Annotated in this window: 16 protein-coding genes; 8 read left to right on the top strand and 8 right to left on the bottom strand. The window is 64.2% G+C overall.

Features of this window, described 5'->3' with window-relative positions; translation table 11 throughout:
• The first annotated feature begins 114 nt into the window (after positions 1-114).
• Positions 115-387 carry an usg protein gene (locus NKJ80_RS12990; RefSeq protein WP_023668649.1) on the top strand — a complete coding sequence of 91 codons (273 nt, stop codon included), beginning with the start codon at positions 115-117 and terminating at the stop codon, positions 385-387.
• A 60-nt stretch (positions 388-447) separates the two neighbouring features.
• Here NKJ80_RS12990 and NKJ80_RS12985 read toward each other — a convergent pair whose 3' ends face one another.
• Both NKJ80_RS12985 and NKJ80_RS12980 read right to left on the bottom strand, forming a co-directional pair.
• Entirely contained in the window at positions 448-1,482 is a 1,035-nt protein-coding gene (locus NKJ80_RS12985; RefSeq protein WP_352497674.1) for an aldo/keto reductase, read from the bottom strand.
• A 43-nt stretch (positions 1,483-1,525) separates the two neighbouring features.
• Positions 1,526-2,707 (bottom strand): MFS transporter, encoded by a 1,182-nt coding sequence (locus NKJ80_RS12980; protein WP_352497673.1) that lies wholly within the window; start codon positions 2,705-2,707, stop codon positions 1,526-1,528.
• Between the two features lie 127 nt (positions 2,708-2,834).
• Between NKJ80_RS12980 and NKJ80_RS12975 the strand changes: the two genes are divergently transcribed.
• The gene (locus NKJ80_RS12975; RefSeq protein ID WP_352497672.1) at positions 2,835-3,743 is read left to right on the top strand and encodes a LysR family transcriptional regulator; all 909 of its coding nucleotides are present in this window, start codon (positions 2,835-2,837) and stop codon (positions 3,741-3,743) included.
• Between the two features lie 51 nt (positions 3,744-3,794).
• On the opposite strand, the gene NKJ80_RS12970 is transcribed toward NKJ80_RS12975, so the two are convergent.
• The 4 genes from NKJ80_RS12970 to NKJ80_RS12955 form a co-directional block, all read right to left on the bottom strand.
• Positions 3,795-4,844 carry an aldo/keto reductase gene (locus NKJ80_RS12970; protein WP_352497671.1) on the bottom strand — a complete coding sequence of 350 codons (1,050 nt, stop codon included), beginning with the start codon at positions 4,842-4,844 and terminating at the stop codon, positions 3,795-3,797.
• A gap of 132 nt (positions 4,845-4,976) precedes the next feature.
• Entirely contained in the window at positions 4,977-5,378 is a 402-nt protein-coding gene (locus NKJ80_RS12965; protein ID WP_023728699.1) for a type II toxin-antitoxin system VapC family toxin, read from the bottom strand.
• Positions 5,378-5,632 (bottom strand): type II toxin-antitoxin system Phd/YefM family antitoxin, encoded by a 255-nt coding sequence (locus NKJ80_RS12960; protein WP_023684084.1) that lies wholly within the window; start codon positions 5,630-5,632, stop codon positions 5,378-5,380. Before NKJ80_RS12960 ends, NKJ80_RS12965 begins: the two co-directional genes overlap by 1 nt.
• An 88-nt stretch (positions 5,633-5,720) precedes the next feature.
• Complete coding sequence (locus tag NKJ80_RS12955) at positions 5,721-6,383, bottom strand: YggS family pyridoxal phosphate-dependent enzyme (RefSeq protein ID WP_352497670.1); 663 nt, start codon at positions 6,381-6,383, stop codon at positions 5,721-5,723.
• Positions 6,384-6,531: 148 nt separating this feature from the next.
• Here NKJ80_RS12955 and leuS point away from each other — a divergent pair, with 148 nt between their 5' ends.
• Together leuS and NKJ80_RS12945 are read left to right on the top strand one after the other, a co-directional pair.
• Positions 6,532-9,159 carry a leucine--tRNA ligase gene (gene leuS / locus NKJ80_RS12950; RefSeq protein ID WP_352497669.1) on the top strand — a complete coding sequence of 876 codons (2,628 nt, stop codon included), beginning with the start codon at positions 6,532-6,534 and terminating at the stop codon, positions 9,157-9,159.
• Positions 9,146-9,742: an LPS assembly lipoprotein LptE gene (locus NKJ80_RS12945; RefSeq protein WP_023750361.1), complete on the top strand. Its 597-nt coding sequence runs from the start codon at positions 9,146-9,148 to the stop codon at positions 9,740-9,742. Before leuS ends, NKJ80_RS12945 begins: the two co-directional genes overlap by 14 nt.
• Positions 9,743-9,831: 89 nt before the next feature.
• Here the strand turns inward: NKJ80_RS12945 and fsa are convergent, their stop codons facing one another.
• On the bottom strand, positions 9,832-10,488 hold the full coding sequence (gene fsa / locus NKJ80_RS12940; RefSeq protein ID WP_352497668.1) for a fructose-6-phosphate aldolase: 657 nt from the start codon (positions 10,486-10,488) through the stop codon (positions 9,832-9,834).
• A gap of 90 nt (positions 10,489-10,578) precedes the next feature.
• Between fsa and NKJ80_RS12935 the strand changes: the two genes are divergently transcribed.
• From NKJ80_RS12935 to NKJ80_RS12920, 4 genes are all read left to right on the top strand, one after another.
• Positions 10,579-12,762, top strand: a complete 2,184-nt coding sequence (locus NKJ80_RS12935; RefSeq protein ID WP_023806387.1) for a primosomal protein N' — start codon at positions 10,579-10,581, stop codon at positions 12,760-12,762.
• Between the two features lie 280 nt (positions 12,763-13,042).
• On the top strand, positions 13,043-15,247 hold the full coding sequence (locus NKJ80_RS12930; RefSeq protein ID WP_352497667.1) for a TonB-dependent receptor: 2,205 nt from the start codon (positions 13,043-13,045) through the stop codon (positions 15,245-15,247).
• A 15-nt stretch (positions 15,248-15,262) separates the two neighbouring features.
• Positions 15,263-15,637: a hypothetical protein gene (locus NKJ80_RS12925; protein WP_155923829.1), complete on the top strand. Its 375-nt coding sequence runs from the start codon at positions 15,263-15,265 to the stop codon at positions 15,635-15,637.
• Positions 15,634-16,917, top strand: coding sequence for an MFS transporter (locus NKJ80_RS12920; protein WP_352497666.1), 1,284 nt, complete (start codon positions 15,634-15,636; stop codon positions 16,915-16,917). The genes NKJ80_RS12925 and NKJ80_RS12920 overlap by 4 nt, the downstream gene beginning before the upstream one ends.
• An 11-nt stretch (positions 16,918-16,928) precedes the next feature.
• Here NKJ80_RS12920 and NKJ80_RS12915 read toward each other — a convergent pair whose 3' ends face one another.
• On the bottom strand, positions 16,929-18,095 hold the full coding sequence (locus NKJ80_RS12915) for an MFS transporter (protein WP_352497665.1): 1,167 nt from the start codon (positions 18,093-18,095) through the stop codon (positions 16,929-16,931).
• Between the last annotated feature and the right edge of the window lie 119 nt (positions 18,096-18,214).

Genomic DNA, 18,214 nt, shown 5'->3' with positions numbered 1-18,214 from the left:
ATGTTTTCGTGCATAAAACCCGACTGGGATCAGGAAAATCATAGACAGTTAAGGAACGGCGCGCACAATTCGGTGTTGGGAGGAATGGAGAATCAACTAGGCCAAGGGGCTGTCATGCGCGATCATTCCGAAATGGACCTGATGCTCAAGGGGTATGGCCTGACCACGGCCAAGATTCTATACCATTTTCCCGACCACCCGCATCTGCTGCAGAGCTTCATCTGGCAGGATTACGATCTGGCGCCGAAGTTTCCGGTGCTGATCAAGTTCATCGAGTTTTGGAAGGCCAGGCTCGACGGGCCGCTGCATTCGATCAGCTACACGCACCAGAAGCTGATCGCGCCGAACGAATGGCGGAAGGTGGATGGGGAGTTCGTGCTGCACTGAGCGGCAGTATAGCTGATCTCCCCCGCGAGGGGGGAGATTGGCAGCTTCAACGTCGTGCGATCACACCGCAGGCGGGTTCAGTCGGGCGAAACCTTCCTGGCGGCGATAAGGGAAGTACGGGTAGGGCGCGGTCACTTCGCTTGCCTTGTCGAGCTTTTTGACCTGCTCCGGCGTCAATGCCCAGCCGACGGCGCCGAGGTTCTGGCGCAGCTGTTCCTCGTTGCGGGCGCCGATGATGACCGAGGACACGGTCGGGCGCCGCAACAGCCAGTTGATGGCGATCTGCGGCACGGTCTTGCCGGTCTCTTCAGCCATCGCATCAAGCGCATCCATGACCCGGTAGAGATGTTGGTCCGCGACCGGCGGGCCGAAATCGGCGGTGTCGTGCAGCCGGCTCTTTTCCGGCAGGGGCTGGCCGCGGCGGATCTTGCCGGTCAGGCGGCCCCAGCCGAGCGGGCTCCACACCAGCGCGCCGATGCCCTGGTCGATACCGAGCGGCATCAGCTCCCATTCATAGTCGCGACCGACCAGCGAGTAGTAGACCTGATGCGCGGCGTAGCGCGGATAAGCATGCTTGTCAGCTTCCGCCAGCGATTTCATCACCTGCCAGCCGGAGAAGTTGGAGACGCCGACATAGCGCAGCTTGCCGGCGCGCACGAGGTCGTCCAGCGTCGACAACACCTCCTCGATCGGCGTGCCGGCATCGAAGGCGTGCAGCTGCAACAGGTCGATGTAATCGGTGCCCATGCGCTTCAGGGCGGCGTCGACGGCTTTGATCAGCCGCGAGCGCGACGAGCCGTAGTCGGCCGGTCTGTCGCCCATCGGCAGCGAAGTCTTGGTCGAGATCAGCACCGCGTCGCGGCGGCCTTTGATGGCTTCGCCAAGCACTTCCTCGGAGGCGCCGTTCGAATAGACATCGGCGGTGTCGAACAGATTGACGCCGGCCTCGAGGCAGATGTCGATCAGCCGCCGCGCTTCCTTGGCATCGCTGTTGCCCCAGGCCCCGAACAGCGGCCCGGAGCCGCCGAAAGTGCCGGCGCCGAAAGAGAGTGCGGGCACTTTCAGGCCCGATGCGCCGAGACGTCGATAATCCATTTTATGCTCCTTGATGATGTCGAAGAAGGATTGCGCGTGATGCTCATGACTGGGCGCAGACCGGCACCCCGATTGTGGGGGCGCGATCGAGGCGCAGCGCCAGGGCAGCGACGCCAAGAGCCGCGACCGGCAGCAAAGCGGCGATCCAGGTTAGTGAGCCGAGGCCGAGGCCATGGGCAATCACCGCGCCGCCAAGCCAAGCGCCGGCGGCATTGCCGTGGTTGAAGGCGGCGATGTTGAAGGACGAGGCGAGGCTCTGGCCCGCGCCTTGCGCCTTTTCCAGCACCCACATCTGCAGCGGCGCCACGGTGGCGAAGGCGGCGGCACCAAGCAGGCCGACATAGATGACGGCCAGGATTTGGCTGTGGACGGCGAAGGTCATTGTGGCCAGCACCAACGCCAGCACCACGAGGCTGCCGAGCACCGCCGGCACCAACCAGCGGTCGGCGACCTTGCCGCCAAGCAGATTGCCGGCGATAAGACCGCCGCCGAAGACGAGCAGGATCGGCGACACCGCGGCCTCCCTGAAGCCGCTGATCTCGGTGAGCAGCGGGGCGATGTAGGTGAAGACGGCGAAGACGCCGGCATAGCCGAGCACGGTGGTGGCGAGGCCGAGCAGCACCGGCGTGCGGCGCAGCACGGCGAGGTCGGCGCGCAGATTGGTCTTCTCGGGCGCTTCCTTGCTGCGCGGCACCAGAAGCAGGATGACGGCAAAGGCTGCCAAGCCGACCAGGGTTACCGCCCAGAAGGTGGCGCGCCAGCCGAAGGCCTGGCCTAGCCAGGTGCCGAAGGGCACGCCGAGGATGTTGGCGATAGTCAGTCCGGTGAACATCAGCGCGATCGCCGAGGCTTTCTTGTTGGGCGCGACCAGGCCGGTGGCGACCACCGAGCCGACGCCAAAGAAAGTGCCATGGGCAAAGGCGGTGATGATGCGGGCGCCCATCAGCGTCCAGTAGTCGGGGGCGATCGCACAGGCGAGGTTGCCGAGCGTGAAGATCGCCATAAGGGCCAGAAGGACGGTCTTGCGGGGCCAGTTGCCGGTGGCGATGGTCAAAAGCGGCGCGCCGATGACGACGCCCAACGCGTAGCCCGAAATCAACTGGCCGGCGGCCGAGATCGAGATTCCGAGATCTTTGCTGACATCGATCAGCAGCCCCATGATGACGAATTCGGTGACGCCGATGCCGAAGGCGCCGGCAGCGAGGGCGTAGAGAGCAAGAGGCATGGCGGTTTCCAGTTCGAACTCGAATGAGCGCGCTGTCCAGACCCGCGCCCCGACCGCAGAGATCGTGTTGCCATGCCTTGTGAACCAGACTTGCCTCGGGCATATTTCCTGTGAAATAGATTCACAAATGGCCAGACCCGATATCAACCGTTCCGGCGAGATCGAAGTGTTCGTCCGCGTCGTCGAGGCAGGCAGTTTCTCGGCTGCGGCTCGTTCGCTGCGTATGACACCGTCGGCGGTGAGCAAGCTGATCGCGCGACTGGAGGCAAGGCTCGGCGCGCGGCTGGTCACCCGCTCCACGCGCAAGCTGCAGCTGACGCCGGAAGGGACGGCGTTCTATGACAGCGGGGTGCGCATCCTGGCCGATATGGCGGCGGCCGAGCGCGAGGCCGCCGTGGTTGCCGCGCCGCGCGGACGGCTGCGCGTCAACTCCTATGTGCCCTTCGGGGTGCATCGGCTGATCCCGCTGCTGCCTGATTTCCTCGAACGCTACCCCGGGATTTCGGTCGATCTGGTGCTGACCGACAGCGTCATCGATTTGATGGCTGAGCGTGCCGACGTCGCCATCCGCGCCGGGCCGCTCGGCGAGTCGCGGCTGGTGGCGCGCAAGCTCGGGCAAAGCCGGATGACAGTCGTTGCCGCACCGTCCTATCTCAAGACGCATGGCACGCCGCTGGTTCCAGCAGATCTCGACCGGCACAATCGCATGGCTTTCGGCTTTGTCCGGCATGTCGATGGCTGGTCGTTTGTCGATGCAACCGGGAACGCCGTCATGGTGCCGATCACCGGAAACACGCTGGTCGGCGATGGCGAGTCGATGCGGTTGATGGCGGTCGGCGGCGCCGGCATCGCCCGGCTGGCACACTGGCATGTGGCCGATGACATCGCGGCGGGGCGGCTGACGGCGCTGCTGGAGGATTTCAATCCGGGCGACGAGGAGCCTACCCACGCCGTCTATGTCGGCCAGGGCCGGCATTTGCCCGCACGGGTGCGGGCGTTTCTCGACTTTCTGGTCGAGAGCGTGCGGATGAGCTGAAAAGACGTTGGGGAGCCAGATGACCCTCCAAGCATCAGGCGACAGCGATGACTATTTCTTCGGGGTGAACGGCGACGGGCGGCGACCGGCGGCCTGACGCTCCAGCATCCAGCCGGGATATTCGGCCGGCAGCGCGCTGACCTCATCCAGTTTGGCGAGATCGTCGGCGTCGAGCTTCACCTCGGCCGCAGCTAGGTTCTGCTCGAGCTGCTCCATGCGGCTGGCGCCGATGATGACGCTCATGACGAAAGGTTTGGCCAGGACATAGCCGAGCGCCACCGTGGCGACGCTGACGCCGTGCTTCTGGGCGATCTCGCGCATGACGGCGACAGCCGCCCAGGCGCGGTCCTCATTGACCGGCGGGAAGTTGAAGGCGGCGCGGCGGCCTTCGCCATTGCCGGGCGCGCCCGGTCCGTACTTGCCGGACAGCAGGCCACCGGCCATCGGCGACCAGACCATGAGGCCGAGCTTCTCCTCGTTGATCAGCGGCACGATCTCGCGCTCGAGGTCGCGGCCGGCGATCGAATAATAGGACTGGATGGTCTCGAAGCGGGAAAATCCCTTGCGCTCGGCTATGCCGAGGGCCTTAGAGATGCGCCAAGCCGCCCAGTTGGAGACGCCGACATAGCGGACCTTACCGCTGGCAACGAGATCGTCGAGCGCCCGCAGCGTCTCGTCGATGGGGGTCACCGTGTCGGTGCCGTGCAGCTGGTAAAGATCGATATGGTCGAGCTGCAGCCGCTCCAGGCTGCCCTCGACCGAATCCATGATGTGGCCGCGCGAAGAGCCGCGCTCGTTCGGGCCTTGGCCCATGGCGCCATGCACCTTGGTGGCAATGACGACGTCCGAGCGCTTGACGCCAAGATCCTTGAGCGACTGGCCAAGCAGGCGTTCGGACTGGCCGAATGAATAGACGTCGGCCGTGTCGAAGAAATTGACGCCGGCGGCGATGGAACGGGCAACGATGTCGTTGACGCCCTTCTGGTCGAGGCTGGCGATCAGGCCCCATTGGGCATTCTCGCCGGCGGCGCCGAAGGTCATGGTGCCGAGGCACAGTTCGGAGACGAACATCCCCGTGTTTCCGAGTTGATTGTAGCGCATGGTGGCTCCAGCAGATTGGTGATGACGCCAAGCAAATAGGAACGGCACGTTTCGTTTCCAGTCGTGGCGCAATGATGGGCCGGCTCTGGCTCAACCTGCGGCCGACCCCAACACCGGATCAACACAGGCGGGTCAGGCTTCCCAAGGGTTGAACATTGTGACGCCAGTATCGTCGAAATCGGCGACGTTGCGTGTGACCAGTATGAGGTCGTGGAAGAGCGCCGTCGCGGCTATAAGCCCATCTGCGTCGCCGCGCGTGCGGATCGCGGAGATGCGACCCCATTGGGCAGCGATGCTCTCGTCTATGCCGAGAATTCGGTTTTCGTAGCTGTGGCGCAGACCGTGGAACCACGCTGCTAAATGGTTTGCAGTGTCGGGGTCGTTTCGCCGCTTCATTTCGATTCCGCGTGCGATTTCACCGAGCGTGATGACGCTTAGAAACAGAGACTGGCGCTCTTGCTTGATTATCCAATCCGCCACTGGCCCCTCTCGCTTTCGCGCACCCGACACGACGTTCGTGTCCAGAAGAAACATCAGAGGTCCACGTCTCTGCCGGGCCCCTTGGAGCGGCGATTGACCTCTTCGACGAAGTCGTCGTCCCACTCGGGACCGGAAAGAAGGTATTCCGCAAGTGAGGGCTTAGAGCCGACGAGCCTTTCGTATTCTTCAGCGGCCAACACGACAGCAGCGGGCTTTCCACGCAAGGTGATGGTCTGCGGGCCCTTTTCACGAGCCTGCTGAACCAGCTTCGAGAGATTGTTTTTTGCGTCCTGCAGATGCCAGTTCATGGAAGATACCTAGCTAGCTTGGCTAGATATAGCATCGCTGCAGCGATGCAGCAACAAATGCTACTGTTAGGGCCGCGAGATCCCGAGGCTACCGGCTTCCAAAAATCGCTGACCCGACCCGAACGCTGGTGGCGCCGAAGGCTATGGCGGTCTCGAAGTCGCCGGACATGCCCATCGACAGTTTTGCGACCCCGGCCTCCTTGCCGAGCTTTTCCAGCAGGGCGAAATGCGGGCCGGGGTTTTCGTCGGCCGGCGGGATGCACATCAGGCCTTCGATGGCGAGGCCATGGACATCGCGGCAGCGGGCGACGAAGGCGACGGCGTCGCGCGGCCCGATGCCGGCCTTTTGCGGCTCAGAGCCGGTATTGACCTGGACGTAGAGTTTCGGCGTGCGGCCCTGGCGCACGATTTCCTTGGCGAGTTCGGCGGCGATCTTTTCGCGGTCGACGGTCTCGATGACGTCGGCGAGAGCGACGGCTTCCTTCGCCTTGTTCGACTGCAGCGGGCCGATCAGATGCAGTTCGATATCAGGGAATTCCGCTTTCAAGGCCGGCCATTTGCCTTGCGCTTCCTGCACGCGGTTTTCGCCGAAGACGCGCTGGCCTGCTTCGATGACCGGGCGGATGACGTCGGTCTCAAAAGTCTTCGACACCGCAACCAGCGTCACCGAACCGGCGTCACGGCCGGCCTCGCGCTCGGCGGCAGCGATCCTCGTCTTGACGGCGAAAAACTGTTCGACGGCGCTGGCCATGCCCATATCCTGCCTGTCTTTAATCGTCTTGGCCGGCTCGCCGCAGTTGACGGGTCCGGCAATCCATGGTGAACACCGCGACGACATTTACCTTGGCCACCGGGCCTTGTCCGGCGGTCTGCGCCTGCTTTTAAGTGAAAATCATCCGATGGCAACCGAACGATACAATCCGCGCGCGTCAGAGCCCAAATGGCAGAAGGCCTGGGCCGAAAAGAAGCTGTTCGAAGCGCATAACAACGATCCAAAGCCGAAATACTACGTGCTGGAGATGTTCCCCTATCCCTCGGGGAAGATCCATATCGGCCACACCCGCAACTACACGATGGGCGATGTGGTGGCGCGCTACAAGCGGGCCAAGGGCTTCAACGTGCTGCACCCGATGGGCTGGGACGCTTTCGGCATGCCGGCCGAAAACGCGGCGATGCAGAACAAGGTCCATCCCAAGGAATGGACCTACGCCAACATCGCCGCCATGCGCGAGCAGCTCAAGATGATGGGCCTGTCGCTGGACTGGGCGCGTGAGTTCGCCACCTGCGACGTCGACTATTACCACCGCCAGCAGATGCTGTTCCTCGATTTCGTCGAAAAGGGGCTGGTGACGCGCAAATCCTCCAAGGTCAACTGGGACCCGGAGGACATGACGGTGCTCGCCAACGAGCAGGTCATCGACGGCCGTGGCTGGCGCTCGGGCGCGCTGGTCGAACAGCGCGAGCTGACGCAGTGGTTCTTCAAGATCACCGACTACGCGCAGGACCTGCTCGACTCGCTGAATGGTCTCGGCGAGTGGCCGGAAAAGGTCAAGCTGATGCAGCAGAACTGGATCGGCCGCTCGGAAGGGCTGCTGATCCGCTGGCCGCTGGCCGCTCCGGTTGGCGATGCGAAGGAACTGGAGGTCTACACGACCAGGCCCGACACCATTTTCGGCGCGTCGTTCATGGCGGTTGCCGCCGACCATCCGCTGGCCAGGAAGGCCGCCGAGACCAATCTCGATCTGGCCAAGTTCATCGACGAAATCAGGCATATGGGCACGTCGGTGGCCGCACTGGAGACGGCCGAGAAGAAAGGTTTCGACACCGGCATCCGCGTCGTGCATCCGTTCGACGACTCGTGGACGTTGCCGGTCTATGTCGCGAATTTCGTTTTGATGGAATACGGCACCGGCGCCATATTCGGCTGCCCGTCGGGCGACCAGCGCGACCTCGATTTCGCCAACAGATACGGCCTGCCGGTGATCCCGGTGGTGATGCCGGAGGATGCCGACGCCAAGACCTTCCAGGTCACGGAAGAGGCCTATGTCGATGACGGCGTGATGATCAATTCGCGCTTCCTCGACGGCATGAAGCCGGAGCAGGCGTTCGACGCGGTCGCAAAGCTGCTGGAGCAGAAAAGCATCGGCGGCCGGCCGATGGCCGAGCGCAAGGTGAACTTCCGCCTGCGCGACTGGGGCATTTCGCGCCAGCGCTACTGGGGCTGCCCGATCCCGATGATCCACTGCGAGGATTGCGGCGTCGTGCCGGTGCCGAAGGCCGACCTGCCGGTCAAGCTGCCCGACGACATCGAATTCGACCGTCCCGGCAATCCGCTCGACCGTCACCCGACCTGGCGGCATGTGAAGTGCCCGCAATGCGGCAAGGATGCGCGGCGCGAGACAGACACGATGGACACATTCGTGGATTCATCCTGGTATTTCGCGCGCTTCACCGCGCCCTGGGCCAATGAGCCGACCGAGCCCAAGGCTGCCGATGACTGGCTGGCCGTCGACCAGTATATTGGCGGCATCGAGCACGCGATCTTGCATCTGCTCTATTCGCGCTTCTTCACCCGCGCCATGCGTGCCACCGGTCATCTCGACCTGGCCGAGCCGTTCAAGGGCCTGTTCACGCAAGGCATGGTGGTGCATGAGACCTACCGCGTCGGCGGTGCGTCGAGCAATGGCCGCTGGCTGTCGCCGGCTGAGGTCAGGATCGAGGATGTCGGCGGCAAGCGCCGCGCCATCGAGATCGCCACCGGCGAAGAGGCGGCGATCGGCTCACTCGAAAAGATGTCGAAGTCGAAGAAGAATACGGTAAGCCCGGAAGACATCACCGATGGCTACGGCGCCGACACTGCGCGCTGGTTCATGCTGTCGGATTCGCCGCCCGAGCGCGACGTCGAATGGACCGACGACGGCGCGGCCGGCGCGCACCGCTTCATCCAGCGCATCTGGCGCCTGGTGTCGATCGCCGCCGAGACGCTCGACGGTGTCAAGCCGCAGGCGGCGAAGGAGGGCGAGGCGGGTGCCGTTTCCAAGGCCGCGAACAAGATCCTGAAGGCCATCGGCGAGGATATCGAGAAGCTCGGCTTCAACCGCGCCATCGCCCGCATCTACGAACTGGCCAATGCCTTGACCGCGCCGCTCAACGACGTCGCCGAGGGCAAGGCCGACGCGGCGCTGAAAGGCGCCTGCCGCGAGGCGGTGGAGATTCTTGTGCATGTGGTCGCGCCGGTCATGCCGCATTTGGCCGAAGAGTGCTGGCACACGCTGGGCGGCACCGATCTGGTCGCCGAACGGCCATGGCCGGTCTATGATCCGGCGCTGGTCGTCGACAACGAGATCGTGCTGCCGGTCCAGGTCAACGGCAAGAAGCGCGGCGATTTGACAATTGCCCGCGACGCGGACCAAGGTGCGGTCGAAAAAGCGGTTCTGGCTCTCGACTTCGTGCAGAAAGCGCTGGAAGGTAAGGCGCCCCGCAAGGTGATCATCGTGCCGCAGAGGATCGTCAATGTCGTTGCTTGACCTCAGAAGGATGGGGCCCGATCTGGAAAAGACGACGCGCTTGCTGCGCCGCGCAGCGCTGTACGGCATGGTCGCTTCGATGGCGCTGGTTTCGGCCTGTACGGTCAGGCCGCTCTATTCCAGCGCGCCGTTGACGGCCGGCTCGACGCTCAGCGCTTCAGCGGAACTGGCGTCGGTCGCGGTCAAGCCGGTCAAGACCCGCTACGCCCAGCAGGTCCGCAACAATCTGATATTTGCCTTTGGTCAAGGCGCCGGCGAGCCGCCGGCGCCGGTCTACATGCTCGATCTCGGCGTCACCGAACTGGTCGAATCGGCCGCGGTGGTGCAGATCCAGACCGACGAAGACGAGCCGACGGCAGGCACGGTGACGCTGACCGCAAACTATGTGCTGACCGATGCCAGGACCGGCGTGGTGATCGCAACCGGCAAACGGTCGATCCCATCATCCTTCGACAAGCCGACGCAGGAGTTCGCCTCCTACCGGGCGCAGCTCGACGCCGAGAACCGCGCCGCGCGTGAACTGGCTGAAATGGTGAGCCTGTCGGTCGCCCAGGACTTGGTCAGGCACGGCAAGAAGGCCTGAGCATTCCCTGGCGCTGCCAACTAGACTTTTAGCAGTCCGCAACAAAAAGGCCGGTTTCCCGGCCTTTCTTCGTTTGTATCGAACCGATCTCAGCCGATCTTCTGGCCGGTCTTGGCCCAGTCGGCAGCGAACTGATCCAGGCCCTTGTCGGTCAACGGGTGCTTGACCAGCGCCTTCAGCGTCGCGGCCGGCACGGTAACGACATCGGCGCCGATCAGGGCTGCCTGCTTGACGTGGTTCACGGTGCGAACCGAAGCGACGAGGATCTCGGTGTCGAAATCGTAATTGTCGTAGATCTGCCGGATCTCCTGGATCAGTTCCATGCCGTCCGCGCCGGTATCGTCGACGCGGCCGACGAAGGGCGAGATGAACGAGGCGCCGGCCTTGGCCGCCAGCAGCGCCTGGTTGGCCGAGAAGCACAGCGTTACATTGACCATGCGGTTCATCTCGGTGCGGATCGTCTTGCAGGCGCGCAGGCCGTCGAGCGTCAGCGGCACCTTGATGCAGACATTGTCGGCGATCTTGGCCAGGATGTTGGCCTCGGCCATCATGTCCTTGTATTCGACCGCAACAACCTCGGCCGAAACCGGGCCCTTGACGATGTCGCAGATCTGCTTGGTGACCTCGGCGATCTTGCCGCCGGATTTCAGGATCAGCGAGGGATTGGTGGTCACGCCGTCGAGCAGCCCCAGGTCGTTCAGTTCCTTGATGTCCTTGATGTCAGCGGTGTCGACAAAAAATTTCATGGGGGTCTCCTGAAAGATTTCCATGTGCATGCCATGCACATTCGGGGTTGCCCTTTGATCTAGACCAAAGTCGGGGCAAGGTCACGCCCGATGATCGAAGATTCGCCCTTTGTCGCAGCCGCGCCGGTGCTGGTGCCGATGCCGGCCGAACGGCCCTACACCTACGCTGTGCCTGCCGGCGTGCGCGTGGTGCCGGGCTCGATCGTGCGCGTGCCGCTCGGTCCGCGCCAGGTTGCCGGCATCGTCTGGGATGGTGCGGTCGAGAATATCGACGCCAAAAAGCTGCGCCCGATCGAACAGGTCTTCGACTGCCCGCCGATCGACCGCGGCATGCGCCGCTTTGTCGACTGGCTGGCGCAGTACACGCTGTCGCCGCCCGGCATGGTGGCGCGCATGCTGTTGCGCGCGCCGGAGGCGTTCGATCCCGAACCATGGATCGAGGGCCTGCAGCGGACCCTCGTCATGCCCGACCGGATGACGGATGCCAGGACGCGCGTGCTGGAGACGGCGGAAGGGGGGCTTGCCTGGACGCGATCCGGCCTGGCGCACGCGGCGGGCGTGTCGTCGACGGTGGTCGAGGGGCTCAAGGCGCAAGGCGTGTTCGAGACGGTGATGATCCCGCCTCGACCGGTGGTCGCCGCGCCCGATCCCTCCTACGCCATGCCGGAGCTGATGCCGGACCAGGCAGACGCGGCCGCCATGCTGCGCGCCAATGTCGCGGCCGCTGCTTTCAACGTCACGCTGCTCGACGGCGTCACCGGCTCGGGCAAGACGGAAGTTTATTTCGAAGCGGTGGCGGCAGCCCTGGACCAGGGCAGGCAGGTGCTGATCCTGCTGCCGGAGATCGCGCTGACGCATGCCTTCCTCGAACGCTTCCAGCAGCGTTTCGGCGCCAAGCCGGCGGAATGGCATTCCGACCTGCCGCCCCGAATGCGCGAAAAGGTCTGGCGACAGGTGGCGGAAGGCGGCGTGCGCGTCGTCGCCGGCGCACGCTCGGCGCTGTTCCTGCCGTTCCGCGAGCTCGGGCTGATCGTCGTCGACGAGGAGCACGACCCCGCCTACAAGCAGGAGGATCGCGTCTTCTACAATGCGCGCGACATGGCGGTGGTGCGCGGCCATATCAGCGGCTTCCCGGTGGTGCTGGCGTCGGCGACGCCATCGGTCGAAAGCCGGGTCAATGCGCAGCAGGGCCGCTACAGCAGGGCGGTGCTGTCGGCGCGCTTTGCCGAAGCCGCGCTTCCCGATCTCAAGACGATCGACCTGCGGCGCGCGCCGCCGGCCCGGGGCGGCTTTCTGTCGCCGCTGCTGATCGACCAGATGCAACGTACGCTGGAGAAGAAGGAGCAGTCGCTGCTGTTCCTCAACCGGCGCGGCTATGCGCCGCTGACGCTGTGCCGTGTCTGCGGCCACCGCTTCGGCTGCCCGGTTTGTTCGGCCTGGCTGGTCGAGCACCGCTTTCGCGGCCAACTCGTCTGCCATCATTGCGGGCACAATGAGAAGCGGCCGGAGGCTTGTCCGGAATGCGGCACGCTCGACCATCTGGTCGCCTGCGGGCCTGGCGTCGAGCGGATAGCTGAAGAAGTCGTGGCGCATTTCCCCGACGCGCGCACGATCGTCCTGTCATCCGATTTGATGGGCGGGGTGCGCCGGCTGCGGCTGGAGCTCGAGGCCATCGCCAATGGCGAGGCCGACATCGTCATAGGCACGCAGCTGGTCGCCAAGGGCCATAACTTTCCCAACATGACGCTGGTCGGCGTCGTCGATGCCGATCTCGGCCTCGCCAATGGCGATCCGCGCGCCGCTGAGCGCACCTTCCAATTGCTCAGCCAGGTGACTGGACGCGCCGGCCGCACCGGCAAGAAGAGCCTCGGCCTGCTGCAGACTTTCCAGCCGGACCATCCGGTGATGCGGGCGATCGTCTCGGGCGATGCCGAGGCCTTTTACGAACGCGAGATCACTGAGCGCGAACGGGCAGCCCTGCCGCCCTTCGGCAGGCTTGCCGGCGTCATCGTCAGTGCGGTGACGCGGGCCGAGGCCGAAGGCCACGCGCGCGGCCTGCGCCGTGCAGCACCCCAGGCCAGCGACCTGTTCGTGCTCGGTCCGGCCGAGGCGCCGCTGTCGCTGCTCGGTGGGCGCCATCGTTTCCGTTTGCTGATCCAGGGTGAAAAGCGCGCCGACATCCAAGGCTTCATCCGCACCATGCTGGCCGAAGGGCCGAAGCAGCGCGGCTCGGTCCGCGTGCAGGTCGACATCGATCCGCAGAGCTTCTTGTAAGCACAAAGGCTGACGCCGCCGCCGGCCGCCCGTAAGCCGTTTGTCAAGAAAACTCAGCATCTTAGTGCCGGCTAAAATGCGCGCCGTTCATGTACCCGGCTCCCATCCGTTCGCTGACTAATCCTGATTTGAAAAGCCACAAAATAAATGTTGACTCGTTTTATCATGAATTATAACTGGGCCTTTCCGCTCTGGCGCTGGGGACCAGGGCATGGATGGGGACAGCATGCGCAGATTTTTCAGTACGCTTCTTTGGTCATCGGCTTTGGGTTCGTCGATTATGGCAGGCGCGGCATTTGCCCAGGAAGCCGCTCCGACGGACCAGCAGGGAGCCACCGTGCTCGATCAGATACTGGTCACCGGCCGCAATGAAAGGTCGATTTCCAGCGTCGCTCAGTCTGTCCAGGTCGTGGAACAGGAACAGGTCAAGGAAGCCACGCAGGAAAATATCGACGCCGCGACCCTGATCAGCCGCATCGTCCCCGGCTACGCGCCACGCAACCAGACCATTTCCGGCGCTTCGGAAACCTTCCGCGGGCGCAGCGTTCTCATCATGGTCGACGGTGTGCCGCGCAACACACCGCTGCGGGACGTCTCACGCATCCTGTCGATGATCGACCTGAATTCGGTCGAGCGCATCGAAGTCATCAATGGCGCGTCCAGCCTTTATGGTGCCGGCGCCACCGGCGGCACGATCAACTTCATCACCAAGCGCGGCGACAGCGACAAGCCGAAGGTGACGGTGCGCACCGGCGTCACCGCCTTCACCGAGAATCCCGGCAAATCGGCCGGGCCCAGCACCAGCGTCTCGGTCGAGGGCAAGAAAGGCGATTTCGACTATTTCTTCTCGGCGTCCGGCGATCTGTCGCGTCGCACCTATGACGGCCACGGCAACGAGGTGGCTTCGGACGCCATGCTTGGCCAAGGCGGCGGCGACCGCACCGGCACGGGCAATCTGTTCGGCGTGGCCGGCTACCAGTTCGATTCCAGGCGCTTCGAGGCCAGCGTCGACTGGACCTATGCCAACCAGAAGCCGGACTGGTTCACCGATTACACGACCAATCCCGTCTCCCCGGATTTCGGCGATCCCTATGAAGGCAAGCCGCTGAAGGAAGATTCGAAATATCTGACCGCCAAATACACCGACAGCGACTTCGCGCTCGGAAACCTCGAGGTCAAGGCGTTCTACAACGACATCTTCAAGCAGTCGCCCTTTACCAAATTCTCGGCCGTCAACAGCCAGGTGTATTTACCGACGAACCCGACGCGGCCGGTGATCCTGCCGCCGGGTACGGACCCGACCGCCGACTTCAACCAGACGGCGCTGCAATCGCGGCGCAGCGGCGTCAATCTGACTGTCAACACGCCGATGGACTTTATCACTCAGGGCAGCACGCTGACCTGGGGCGCCGACTACGTTTTCGATGCCACCGATCAGCAGCTGACCAACGGCCAGGACGCCATCTCGCCCACGACCCAGAACTCGGTTGCCTTGTTTGCGCAGGGCGAAATTCCGGTGACGGATCGCTTTCGCATCAGCGGCGGCGCGCGCTACGACCAGTTTTATCTCAACGTTGAAGACTTCACCCGGCCTGCCGCTGCCGTTCTGCTAGGCCGCAACATTATCGGCCTGCCGGCGATCCGGGTGACCGGCGGCTCGTTCGACTACGACGCCGTCACCTTCAACGCCGGCGCCGTCTACGATCTGACCGAAAGGATGCAGCTTTTCGGCAATTTCTCGCAAGGCTACAGCCTGACCGACATTGGCGGCTTCACCCGCCGGGCCGGGTTGAACTCCAACGCCGAAACCTGCGACGCCTATGGCACCGCCATCCGGCCGCTGCTGCCGTGCACCAACGCGCCGGATTACGCGATCAGCTATGCCGATATCGCGCCTGAACCCCAGCTGGTGAACACCTGGGAAGCCGGTCTGCGCGGCGATTGGGGCGACTATCGCGGCGGCGTCAGCACCTATCTGTCGACCTCGGACAACGGCGTCAGCTACGACATCGTCAACAACCGGGTGTCGCAGCAGAAGGAACGTATCTGGGGCGTCGAAGCCAATCTCGAGGCAGACCTCAGCGGCATGTTTACGCTGGGCGGATCGGTCGGCTATGTCGAAGGCAAATACGACGCGGATCGCGACGGCCACATCGAAGCGAACGAGTATCTGCCGAACAACCGTGTCCCCTCGACCTACAAGGGCCTGGTCTATCTCACCACCCGTTTCGAGAACGAGCTGACCCTGCGCAGCGAGTTGGAGCTGTTTTCCGGACGCGACCGCATCGCCACCCAGGAACTGGACGGTGCAGCACTGGTCAATCTCGCCGTCTCGAAGACGTTCGGCAATGAAAGCGTGCTGAACCTTGCCGTGCGCAATGTGTTCGACACCTACTACATCAACCCTTCCGCATCGGCGACCCGCGGCGCCGACGTTCCGGGTCTGGGACGTTCGGTTGCGTTGTCCTACCAGATCACATTCTGAGGGGCGGCGGTGGCGGTGTCTCTCCAACGAAACGGTGCATTGGTCTCGCTGCTGGCAGAAGCGCCAGCCGATCCGGCGGATGGCGCGCGCTATATCGAGGCGCTCGGCCGCCTTTCGCAGGAACGGGAGCCGTTCGTGCTCCTGGTCGATATCCGCATCGAGATCGCGCTGAGCGACGCCCAGCGCAAGGCGCAAAACCTCTGGTACAAGGCGGAACGCGAGCAGCTCGAAAAAGCCTGCCGCGCCTGTGCGCTGGTGCGCCCCGCCGCCGACGAGAACATGCAGCGCGTCTGGCAAAGCCTGTTCGGCTTTCCAGTGCTCGTCACCCGCAGCCGGGCGGAGGCCGGCGCCTTCCTGAACGGTTACGCACCGAAGGACTATGTCAAATGAGCGCCGACGCAGACCGGCCGGCGCCCGCCGGGCTTTCGCGCCTGCGGCTTTTCGTCGTTCTCGCCTGCCTTTATCTGGCGCAGGCCATCCCGAGCTATCTGTTTGCCGCGGCGATCCCGCCGATCCTGCGCGAGCAGGGCGTGTCGCGCACCGCCATTGGCTCGATGGCGCTGCTGATGCTGCCGCTGGTGCTGAAATTCCTATGGGCGCCGCTGGTCGACCGCTTTCGGCCAATGGCCCGCGCCCATCGCGCCGGCTGGGTCATCATCACCCAGATCGGCGTCATCGCCGGCATCGCCGCCATGCTTTGGATCGAGCCGACCGATGTCGCCGGTATCTTTGCCGTCGGCCTTGTCGTGAGCCTGTTGATGTCGACCCAGGACATCGCCACCGACGGCTACGCGGCCAAATATCTCGACCCGAAGGACAGGCCGATCGGCAATGCGATCCAGGGCGGCGCCGTCGCGCTCGGCGTCGTTCTCGGCGGCACGCTCGGCCTGTTGGCTTATCATCATGCCGGCTGGCAAACCATGGTGGCCATGGTGGCCGCGCTGTCCATCATCCCGCTGGTCGCCGCCTTCGCCATGCGCGAGACCGATCCCGTCGCCAGCGCGCCGCAGGCGGCCATCGACCGCCCCTCGATCCTGCGCTTTCTGCGCCGGCCGGAGGCACGCCAGATCCTGTGGATCGCGCTCATCTACCGCGCCAGCGAGGGGCTGGTGAAGTCGATGGAAGGCTCCTATCTCGTCGATGCCGGCGTGCCGCTCGATATCATCGGTTATCTCTCGGGCGGTGCCGCGCTCACCGTCGGGCTCGGCGGCTCGGCGCTGGCGGCGTGGCTGCTGCACAAAAGGGGCGCCGCCTCGGTGCTCGGCCTGCTCGGCGCGCTGCGAACCATCTGCTTCCTGATCTTCGCGCTGCACGCTTTCGGCGCTATCGCCGGCTTCTGGCCGATCTTCGGCGCCTCGTTCCTGCAGACGCTGGTGCGCTACATGGAGATCGTGGCGCTCTACAGCCTGTTCATGTCCGTCACGTCGTCGGACCAACCCGGCACCGATTTCACCATCCTGTCCTGCGCCCAGCTCATCGTCTACCTCGTCGGCTCCATGCTTGCCGGCCGCCTTGCCGACATGCTCGGCTACTCCGCGTTGTTCACCCTGGCGACAGTGCTGTCGGGCATCGCCGTGGTGGCGACCTATCGCATGCTGAATGCCCATTTCGCCGATGCCGCAAAGACCCAGCCAGGAACGCCGATGCCGCTGCCGGAGGTCGCCGAATGAGCGCGGGTTCGCTAGTGCTTATGAACCATGGCTGCAAGACCGGCGGCGGCCAGAGCCAGCGCCGCGCAGCCGGCCAGCGGCGCAAAGGGCCAGAGCGTGAAGGCGAAGCCGCCGGCCAATGCGCCGATGCTCTGGCCGAGCACATGGGTGCTGGTGAGCCAGCCGGCCGCCGCGCCCTGCTCGCCGGGCTCCAGGCGCTTCATCAGCCAGGCGGTGTAGCCGGGTGTAGCCAGGGCAATGCCGGCCGCTGCCACCACCAGAGACGCTGCCGAGGCAACATGGCTGGCCGTGACGGCCAGCGCCGTCATGCCGACGCAAACCATGAGACAGCCGACGATGACGCTGTTGCGCTCCGCCAGCCGCAGGCGCGCCATGAGCAGTCCCTGGACCAGAACCATGACGACGGCGACCAGCATCAGGGCCAGGCCGGTCAACGTCGTGGCCTGCGTCGCACCAAGGCCAAAACGCTGCTGGGTCATCGGGCCGAGCATCATCTGCACCTGTCCGAAGCCGAGCGTCAGGCACAAGCCCATCGCCAGGCAAGGCAGAGCGCGGCGATCGAAGGGCGATATTCCACGGCCGACGTCGGCCGCCCTGCCGTCGGTCCGTCCGCCGGCTTCCCCTTTGCCCCGCGCGAGCCACAGCAACAGCGGGCTGAACAGGAACAGGATGGGCGGCAGCAGCGGCGACAGGACGGCAGCCGTTGCCGCCAGTGCGCCGGCCAGCCGCCCCATGCTGACGCCGGCGCCAAGCAGTCCCAGCGCGGCCTGTCGCCTGTCATCGGCAACCGAGCGGCTGGCCCAGACCTGCGCCGTCGGCATGACGCCGGACGCGGCAAAACCGTACACGGTTCGCGAAAGCATCAGCAAAGCGATGCCCAGCGCGGCTCCCGTGCCGGCTATCAGCAGAATGGCGAACACCGCCTGGCCGGCCAGCATGGCGAGGCCGAGCAAGCGCAGCAGCCTGGCATGGCCAAGCCGCTCGCCCATGCGACCCCACAGCGGCGAGCCGACCAGAAAGGCCGCCGCGCCGACAGCAGTTGCCGCGCCGATAGCAAACGTGTCGAGCCTCAGCCGCTCCATCACCAGGGGAACGAGCGATACGAAGGCCGACTGGCCGAAGCCGATTGCCGAGACCGCGATCGCCAGGCGGCGAAGAAGCGAAGATCGATTTTTCATACTGGTCGTCATAACGCGAAGCTTATTTCCTGGTTAGAATAAATAATCAACAGAAATGTTCTAATAACCACAGCCTATAAGATATAATACTACAGTATTGTGTGGATTTATGAGGATGC

Origin of the sequence: Mesorhizobium sp. M0030 (genome assembly GCF_040323695.1) — a bacterium.
GTDB lineage: Bacteria > Pseudomonadota > Alphaproteobacteria > Rhizobiales > Rhizobiaceae > Mesorhizobium.
Note: the sequence above shows the minus strand (reverse complement) of the source record. Positions and strands in the feature narration are given on the sequence as shown.